The 7,866-nt window shown below is 53.4% G+C and carries 11 protein-coding genes (1 of these 11 only partly in view); all 11 read left to right on the forward strand.

Translation table 11 applies throughout. The features are described from left to right. The first annotated feature begins 38 nt into the window (after nucleotides 1–38). Nucleotides 39–599, forward strand: coding sequence for an SPOR domain-containing protein (locus tag H5U36_02560; GenBank protein ID MBC7217056.1), 561 nt, complete (start codon nucleotides 39–41; stop codon nucleotides 597–599). Nucleotides 600–612: 13 nt separating this feature from the next. Further along, nucleotides 613–966 (forward strand): hypothetical protein, encoded by a 354-nt coding sequence (locus H5U36_02565; GenBank protein ID MBC7217057.1) that lies wholly within the window; start codon nucleotides 613–615, stop codon nucleotides 964–966. After that, entirely contained in the window at nucleotides 963–1,403 is a 441-nt protein-coding gene (locus tag H5U36_02570) for an ATP-binding protein (protein ID MBC7217058.1), read from the forward strand. Before H5U36_02565 ends, H5U36_02570 begins: the two co-directional genes overlap by 4 nt. A gap of 9 nt (nucleotides 1,404–1,412) precedes the next feature. Beyond that, entirely contained in the window at nucleotides 1,413–2,768 is a 1,356-nt protein-coding gene (locus H5U36_02575; GenBank protein ID MBC7217059.1) for a 4Fe-4S binding protein, read from the forward strand. Continuing rightward, nucleotides 2,755–3,087: a hypothetical protein gene (locus H5U36_02580; protein MBC7217060.1), complete on the forward strand. Its 333-nt coding sequence runs from the start codon at nucleotides 2,755–2,757 to the stop codon at nucleotides 3,085–3,087. Before H5U36_02575 ends, H5U36_02580 begins: the two co-directional genes overlap by 14 nt. Continuing rightward, the gene (locus H5U36_02585; GenBank protein MBC7217061.1) at nucleotides 3,080–3,820 is read left to right on the forward strand and encodes a PHP domain-containing protein; all 741 of its coding nucleotides are present in this window, start codon (nucleotides 3,080–3,082) and stop codon (nucleotides 3,818–3,820) included. Before H5U36_02580 ends, H5U36_02585 begins: the two co-directional genes overlap by 8 nt. Before the next feature lie 80 nt (nucleotides 3,821–3,900). Beyond that, the gene (mraZ, locus tag H5U36_02590; protein MBC7217062.1) at nucleotides 3,901–4,332 is read left to right on the forward strand and encodes a division/cell wall cluster transcriptional repressor MraZ; all 432 of its coding nucleotides are present in this window, start codon (nucleotides 3,901–3,903) and stop codon (nucleotides 4,330–4,332) included. Continuing rightward, complete coding sequence (rsmH, locus tag H5U36_02595; protein MBC7217063.1) at nucleotides 4,329–5,216, forward strand: 16S rRNA (cytosine(1402)-N(4))-methyltransferase RsmH; 888 nt, start codon at nucleotides 4,329–4,331, stop codon at nucleotides 5,214–5,216. Before mraZ ends, rsmH begins: the two co-directional genes overlap by 4 nt. Further along, nucleotides 5,213–5,551 carry a septum formation initiator family protein gene (locus H5U36_02600; GenBank protein MBC7217064.1) on the forward strand — a complete coding sequence of 113 codons (339 nt, stop codon included), beginning with the start codon at nucleotides 5,213–5,215 and terminating at the stop codon, nucleotides 5,549–5,551. The genes rsmH and H5U36_02600 overlap by 4 nt, the downstream gene beginning before the upstream one ends. 2 nt (nucleotides 5,552–5,553) lie before the next feature. Beyond that, nucleotides 5,554–7,245 (forward strand): penicillin-binding protein 2, encoded by a 1,692-nt coding sequence (locus H5U36_02605; protein ID MBC7217065.1) that lies wholly within the window; start codon nucleotides 5,554–5,556, stop codon nucleotides 7,243–7,245. Nucleotides 7,246–7,770: 525 nt separating this feature from the next. Further along, nucleotides 7,771–7,866, forward strand: the 5' portion of a protein-coding gene (locus tag H5U36_02610) for a hypothetical protein (GenBank protein ID MBC7217066.1). 1,002 nt of this gene lie beyond the right edge of the window; only the first 96 of its 1,098 coding nucleotides appear in the window; its start codon is at nucleotides 7,771–7,773; its stop codon lies beyond the right edge, outside the window.

A 7,866-nucleotide genomic window follows, 5' to 3' on the forward strand; every position in this document is an offset into this window, starting at 1 on the left:
GAGCTGAATCGTCTCAGGTGTCTCCTTGAGGGTATCCAATGATGTTTCGCAGGCTTTTCCGCCGCCGAGACCCGGTAGAAATCATTGTGGTGCTCTGCGGAGCAGCTATTGTGGTGGTTTTCTCTTTTTTCACTGCTCGAGGGGATCTCGATCGGTACGTGGACTTCCTTCTTGCGAGAGAAATCCCACCCCTCATTGAGGTTGTGGAGAAAGAAGAGGTTGTTCCTGTGTCACCTCTTGAGCAATGGGCTCAGGAGTTTCCGGAGGCTTCTCCCTTTGTCCTTCAGGAGGTAACCCCCGTACCTTCCCCCACTCAGTTGGAGGAAAAGCCCGAAAGACCGACACCACAAAAGACGGTGCGGGCTGAAACTCCCCCACCCTCGGGCAAGGGGGCTTTCCTCCAGGCAGGGGCCTTTTCCCAGGAAAAGAATGCCCAAGCCATGGTGGATACGCTCCGGCGTTTTGGGTACAATGCAGTCATTGAACGTGCTTCAGGGATGTACCGGGTGCGGGTTTACGGGTTTCCTTCCCTCGAAGAGGCTCAAAAAGCAGCGGCAAAGCTTCGTTCTCAGGGTATAGAGTGCTTTGCGGGAAAGTGAGAGGAGAAAGGATATGACACTACGAGAGGTCAAGGAGATTCTTGAAGCCGAGGTTCTGGCGTGCGAGGACCTTCTCGATCGAGAACCAAGGTCGGCGTGTGGAAGCGATCTCTTGAGCGACGTTTTGGCCTTTACCAAGGAGCAATCCCTTCTTCTCACCGGCCTTACGAATCCTCAGGTAATTCGCACCGCTGAAATGAGTGACCTCATCGGCGTTGTCTTTGTACGGGGTAAACGTCCAGAACCGGCAACGGTCGAGTTGGCGGTCATGAAAAAAATTCCTCTCTTGGCAACCCGCCTCCCCATGTATGAGGCGTGCGGAAGGCTCTACATGCGGGGACTTAAGGGTTGCAGCGAAGTGGAATGACCGACGAGAGGCCCCTCATCGAGCTTGAGCGGAAAATTGCGGGAGGGGATTTCCAGAGCGCCGGAGATGTTTCTAGTGAACTCAAAAGGATTCTCCAGCAAGTTGGTTTTCCACCTCCTTTCAGTCGACGGGTGGTTATTGCTGCGTACGAGGCGGAGATGAATGTTGTCATTCATGCCTGGCGGGGAATTTTCCGGGCGTGGATTTTTCCAAACCGAGTTCACATAGAGGTAGATGATGAGGGTCCTGGAATTCCGGATCTTGAACTTGCTTTCCAGGAAGGGTATTCCACAGCTCCTCCCCATATACGGGAGATGGGGTTTGGCGCAGGGTATGGGCTCTCGAACATGAAAAAGTGCTCCGATCGCCTTGAGATTGATACTCGTGTTGGTGAAGGAACGAAGGTCATCATGGATTTCTTCCTTAACCCTTCGTAAGGTGGAGTAATGGAAGTCTTTCACTCGGTTTTCCTGGATGAAGAGAAATGCAAAGGCTGCACCCACTGCATTCGGCGCTGCCCTACGGAAGCCATTCGGGTCAAGGGTGGGAAAGCGCGTATTGACGAAGAACGGTGTACCGATTGCGGGGAGTGCATAAGGACCTGCCCGAACCATGCGAAGTACGCCCAAACAGACTCCCTCGAGGCCCTTCAAGAATTCCGCTACACCATTGCTCTCCCTGCTCCGGCCTTCTATGCTCAGTTCAAGTTCACGATTCCCCTGGGCAAGGTCCTCAATGGACTCCTACGCCTTGGTTTCAACGAGGTATTCGAGGTCGCTCGGGGAGCAGAAATCCTCGCTGCGGAGATTGTTCGCTTTCTGCAGCGGAGAGACCTTGTGCTTCCGGTCATTTCCTCTGCCTGTCCTGCAGTGGTAAGACTTGTGGAGGTGAAATTTCCCTCCCTCCTTGATAACCTCCTCCCCCTCGATTCACCCCTTGGTGTAGCGGCAAAAATCGCCCGCCTTGGAGCTTTGAAAAAGGGGTACCGGCCGGAGGAGGTAGGGGTGTTTTTCATCACCCCTTGCCCGGCTAAGGTTACCGAAGCCCGCCAAAGTGGCAAAGGATTGGGACGGATCGACGGAGCCATTTCCATGGCCAGTATCTATGCCCGTCTTGTCAGTGAGCTCCACCTGGTGGAGGATATTCCAGACCTTCAGATTGCCGGGTTCAAGGGCATTGGCTGGGCTCGCTCGGGAGGAGAGCAGGAATCCCTTGGTGAGGGAGAGTACATGGCCGTTGATGGCATTCACAACGTCATCTCTGTTTTTGAAAAGATTGAAGTAGGGGAGCTGAAAGGCGTCGTGTACTGTGAGGCTCAAGCCTGTGTGGGAGGATGTGTTGGAGGGGTACTGGCGGTTCAAAATCCCTTCATCGCCAAAGTCAACGTAAACCACCTCATGAAAAAGTACAGCGTTTTCCGTCCCTGGAGCGAAGAGGAAATGGAGACGTGGCGGAGAGCTGGCGTCTTTGCCCGTGAGAGGGTTTACGAGGCAAAGGAAGTTATGAAGCTCGATCGGGACTTTCAGAAAGCGATGGAGAAGTACCAGAGAATAGAGCACCTTCTCGAACGTCTGCCGGGTCTTGATTGTGGTGCCTGTGGGTCTCCAACATGCAGGGCCCTGGCTGAGGACGTGGTGCAGGGAAAGGCCGAAGAGATAGATTGTCCGTTCCTTCTTCGGGACAACATGCTTGAACTGGCTAAGGAAATTTACGCCCTGGCGAGCAAAGTTCCCCAGACTATGTCCGGTAAAAGGAGGGAGGACATTGGCGGTTCGAATTCGGGACCTTGTGCAACCTCTTGAGGCCACTGTTCTGGCTCCTGGGAACATGGAAGAGGAAATCCAGGGGGGATACTGCGGGGATCTCCTCAGCGACTGCATCGCGAACGCGGTGGAGGGAAGTGTGTGGGTTACGGTGCAGTCCCACCCAAACGTCATTGCAGTGGCCACTCTTGTGGGCATTCCCTGTGTTGTGGTTGTCAATAACTATGAGGTTGATGAAGAGACTCTCGCCCGTGCTCGGAACGAGGGGATAACGGTTCTTCGAACCCCCCTGAGTGCTTTCGAGGCCGTCTCCCGCTTAGCGGCTCTGGGAGTGCCGGGAAAAAAACGGCGTGGGTAGCAGGGATTTCACGGCGGATCTCCACATTCACACGGTCCTTTCTCCGTGTGCTCAGCGGGACATGTTGCCACACTGTATTGTTCTTGAGGCACTGGAGAAAGGAATTGATATTATCGCCGTGACTGACCACAACGCCTGTGAGAATGTGCTTCTTACAATCCACCTTGGAGAACGTTTCGGTATTTGGGTTATCCCGGGCATCGAGGTAGAAACGAAAGAAGAGGTTCATCTCCTCGCCTATTTCCCAAGTTACGAGGACCTCTTGCATTTCAACCAGCTCGTGGAGGCATTTCTCCCTCCTTTTCCCCTGGATGAAGCGGTCTGGGGAGAGGAGTGGATTATAGATGAGGAAGGTAACATTGCTGCTAAGAAGAGTAACCTTCTTGCCCTTCCCCTTTCCCTTTCCCTTGAGGAAGTCGTGGAAGAAGTGCGACGTTGTCAGGGGATACCCGTTCTTGCCCATATTGACAGGAGGGCGTACAGCGTTTTTTCCCAGCTTGGTTTTATTCCCCCGGGACTTGCGGTAGAAGTCCTTGAAGTTTCTCCTCGAGCTTCTCCTGATGAGGTGCAAAAGCGATTCTCTCTCTCTGGGTACCGTTTTCTCTCTTCCTCCGATGCCCATACACTTTCTGAAATTGGCCGACGAAGGACCCTCTTTCGAATGGCTTCATGTTCCTGGGACGAGTTCCTTCTTGCCCTTTCTGGTGATAGAGGAAGGGATATAGTGGTGTAAAACACCTGTTCAATTTCCCTCCCCTGTGGTATATAGTAGAGTGGCACTAAGGGGAGCAAAGTGGAGGAAGGGGGAGGGATGTGTTCGTCGGGCAGTACTCCCACAATGTGGACGAGAAAGGCCGCATCATCATTCCGAGTGCCTTCCGAGAAGAACTCCAAGGAACTCTCTACCTCTCCCGAGGAATAGAGCGGTGCATCTTTCTGTACCCCGAAAGTTCCTGGAAGAGTCTCTACGAGAAAATCACCTCCCTTTCTTTGACTCGCAAGGAAACCCGGGATTTCGCTCGCCTTTTCCTCTCAACCGTTGCAGTGGTTACCCCTGACAGCCAGGGTCGCATTTCTCTCCCTGCGTACCTACGGGAGTACGCAGCCATTGACAGACGGGTCGTCCTCATAGGTGTGGGAACGCGAGTTGAAATCTGGGACGAGGAGCTGTGGAGGGAGTACACCGGCACCACAGAAGAGCGGTTTGCCGAAATCTGCGAGCGTATCGTGGACACAGGAATATGACCCAGCTCTTCCATGAGCCGGTTATGGTGGAGGAGGTTTGCCACTTCCTCCTCCAGGGTGACGGTGTGTACGTGGATGCCACTGTCGGAGGGGGTGGACATGCGAGGGCTATCCTTGAGCGTTTGGGTCCGAGTTCAGTCCTTCTGGGAATCGACCGGGACCGAGAGGCTATTGAGGCAGCCCGAAAAGTTCTTGCTCCCTTTGCTCCTCGCGTTCTCCTTGTACAGGAACGATTTTCGAGACTCCGGGATGTCCTCGCCTCTTTTGGCATCGCGCGGGTACGGGGGGTTCTTTTTGACCTGGGGTTTTCCTCGTGGCAGCTTGAAGAGAGCCGGCGGGGGTTTAGCTTTTTGAAAGAAGGTCCTCTCGACATGAGGATGGACCCATCAAGCGGTGAAACAGCTTACGACCTTATCCATAGGCTCTCAGAGAGAGAGCTTGCCGATATCTTTTTTCGCTTTGGAGAAGAACGGTATGCCCGTCGCATTGCCAGGGCTATCGTGCAGTATCGTCGGAGAAAGCCCATTACCACCACAACGGAGCTTTCCCGTCTCATCGCTCAGATTGTTCCTCGGGGGAGAATTCATCCGGCGACACGAGTCTTTATGGCGCTTCGAATTGCGGTGAACAGAGAGCTTGATGAGCTTCAGCGAGCCCTCGAACAACTCCCCACCCTTCTTGAGGAGGGGGGCAGGGTGGTTATCCTCAGTTACCACTCCCTTGAGGACCGCTTGGTCAAGCGGTTCTTCCGGGAGTGCCCTTTGCTGAAGAGTCTCACCAAGGAGCCTGTTGTACCTTCAAAAGAAGAGGTACAGCGGAATCCCCGGGCACGAAGTGCCCGATTGCGAGCTGCAGAGAGAATTGTTGGGGAGGAAAAAGTATGAAGCGAATGCGATGGCTCTGTGGAGGGGCGCTCTTTTGCCTTTTCCTCGTTGCTCTCGTGTATCTCGGTATGCAGGCTTTAGTCCTTGAAAAAAGCTTTCTCGTCGCTCAAAAAAGAGCCCTTCTTGAGGATCTCATGGCCCAACGGGAGAAGCTTGCTGCCGAGGTTGCTGCACTCTCGTCCCTTGAGCGAATTCGGAATGTCGCTACGGAGCGCCTCGGCATGGTTCCCCCAGAACGTATCGTGTACGCCGTGGTAGGAAGAGAAGTTCTGGGCAAAAGCAAAGGCGAAACTTACGTCGTGCGACGCGGGGAGCCCGAGGGTGGAGAGAGGTAGTGGTGCTCTCTCAGAGGTTTGTCGTGCGAGCGGTTCTTTTGAGCTTTTTCCTTTCCCTCTTTCTTGGGGGTGTTGGCTTTCGTCTTTTCTCCCTTCAGATTCTGAACCACCGATTGTACCGTGAGGAGGTTATTCGTCGTTTTGCCCTCGATGAGCTCCTTGCTCTCCGGGGAGAGATTCTTGACCGCAATGGGGAAGTGCTGGCAAAAGATGTCGCAACCCTCACAGTATGTGCCTCTCCCCGCTTGATTCATGATCCTGGCGCTGTGGCCGAGAAGCTTGCGCCCCTTCTTTCAAGGAGCATAGAAGACCTCAAGGCAAGACTCTCGGTGGATGCCTCCTTTGTTGTTCTACAGACACAGGTTTCTGCAACGCTCGCCAACAGGCTCAGAGAGGCGAGGATAGATGGTATCTATTGGGTTCGGGAAACGCAAAGGTTCTATCCCAAGGCTCCTCTTCTAAGTTCGGTTCTGGGCTTTGTGGGAAAAGACCGTAAGGGCCTTGAAGGACTGGAGTACGTATTCAACGATCTCCTTGAAGGAGAAAATGGGTACGTCACTTTTGAACGTGATGCCTTGGGCCGGGAAATTCCCCCTACTGTCACTGTGCATCCTCCCAGGAAGGGGAAAACGCTTCACCTTACTGTGGACACAACCATTCAGTTTTTTGCCGAAGAGGCCCTTCGCAAGGCTATAGAAAGGACCAGAGCAAAAAGGGGTGCTATCATTGTCAATAATCCCAAAACAGGGGATATCCTTGCCATGGCCTCGTACCCGAGCTTTGATAACCGATTCTTCCAGAATTTTCCCCCTGAGAGCTGGCGGAATTACGCGGTGAATATGGTTATTGAGCCTGGGTCCACGGTCAAGCCCCTCGTTCTTGCTGCAGCCCTGGAGGAGAAAGTCGTTTCTTTAAAGGATACATTTTTCTGCTCTGGAGGAATACGGGTACACAACCACCGGGTACGGTGTATAAAGACACACGGTCAGGAGAGTCTCGAAGATGTGTTGATAAACTCCTGTAACGTTGGTATCATCTCCATAGCCCAGAAACTGGGAAAGGAAAAGCTGTACCGGTATTTAAGGGATTTTGGACTCGGCGAAAAGACGGGCATTTCTCTCCCCGGAGAGGAAGGAGGACTTCTGCGCCCACCAGAGCAGTGGTCATTGCTTTCTATCGGTGCGGTGCCTATAGGGCAGGAGATGATGGTAACACCCTTGCAGCTTCTCTGCGCTCTTTCGAGCATTGCCAATAAAGGTGTTCTCATGCGACCGCGTCTTGTGCAAAGGGTTACCGATGCCTTTGGAAACACGATTCTCGAGTTCCCTCCCTCTCCGGTGCGGCAGGTTGTGTCGGAGAAAACCGCGGGTCTTGTTCTCTCGATGATGGAAAAAGTGGTGGCAAAGGGAACGGGGAAGAAAGCCCAGGTAGTGGGGTACCGAATCGCGGGCAAAACCGGAACAGGGCAGAAAGCTGGTCCAGGGGGTAAGTACGTACCGGGAGCGTACTATTCTTCCTTCGTGGGATTTTTCCCCCTTCCTGATCCTTGCTTTGGCGTTCTTGTTGTTCTCGATGAACCGGAAGGAGAGTACTACGGTGGGGACATTGCTGCTCCTGTTTTCCAAGAGGTGGCGGAGAACATCCTCCGTTACCAGGGTGTGATTTCAGATAAGGCGGAGGTTGAAACTTTTTGACTGTTGAAGAGTTCCTTTCCTCTTTCCCCGTAATTAGGGCCTGGGTACCTAATCCGAAAGAACCCGTCATGGGCGTTACTCATGATTCTCGGGAGGTTCACCGAGGATACGCCTTTTTTGCGCTTGTAGGAAGCTCCCATGATGGCCATGCTTTCCTTGAGGAAGCTTTTACCCGCGGAGCACGACTCCTTGTGGTGGAAAAAGAAGAAAGCCTTCTTCCCCTTAAAGACAGGGTCTTGTGGGCCATTACACCAAACACCCGCAGAGCCCTGGCTTGGGCTTCGAACGCTTTTTTCGGCTACCCTTCGCGGCATATGAACCTCACTGGAGTCACAGGTACAAACGGCAAAACGACGACGTGCTTCCTCCTCCAGAGCATTTTTGAACATGCCGGACACCCCTGTGGACTTTTGACCACTGCTCGAAACGTTGCCGGTCCTTTCGAGTGGGAGCCGCAGAATACAACCATGGAGTCCCTCTTCCTTGCTCGGTCCTTGCGAATGATGCGAGATCTTGGCCTCACGCATGCGGTGCTTGAGGTCTCTTCTCACGGGCTTGCTCTTGGGAGGGTGGAAGGGATACTCTTTGATGCCGCTATCTTCACCAACATTGTCCCTGAAC

The organism is Candidatus Caldatribacterium sp., from assembly GCA_014359405.1.
GTDB lineage: Bacteria > Atribacterota > Atribacteria > Atribacterales > Caldatribacteriaceae > Caldatribacterium > Caldatribacterium oleiphilum.